This is a genomic window from Pseudoalteromonas sp. MER144-MNA-CIBAN-0113, assembly GCF_040308965.1.
GTDB lineage: Bacteria > Pseudomonadota > Gammaproteobacteria > Enterobacterales > Alteromonadaceae > Pseudoalteromonas > Pseudoalteromonas tetraodonis.
In genome coordinates this window covers 1-306 of record NZ_JBEOOG010000256.1, presented here as the reverse complement: position 1 = coordinate 306, position 306 = coordinate 1, and the positions used below count along the sequence as shown (strand labels likewise).

1 protein-coding gene is annotated in these 306 nt (G+C 40.2%); it reads right to left on the bottom strand.

What is annotated here, in order from left to right; all coding sequences use genetic code 11:
• Nucleotides 1–306 (bottom strand): electron transport complex subunit RsxE (gene rsxE, locus AAEY57_RS19615; RefSeq protein ID WP_350608619.1); only part of this gene is annotated, 306 nt, incomplete at both ends.

Here is a 306-nt window from a genome sequence, read left to right as displayed (position 1 = left end):
ACAGTGTACCTTGGCCAATTAATTCGCGCATAGCTCCTAACACTAACAATACAGCCATAAAGCCTAAGCCCATCATTAAGCCGTCAAATGCTGATAAATGAACAGGATTTTTAGAGGCGTATGCTTCGGCGCGGCCAATAATGGCGCAGTTAGTTACAATCAACGGGATAAAAATTCCCAATGATTGATATAAACCAAAGGTATAAGCGTTCATAAGTAATTGAACTATTGTTACAAAGCCCGCGATGATCATTACAAATACAGGTATACGGATATCTTTTGGCACCCAGTTACGCACAATCGATA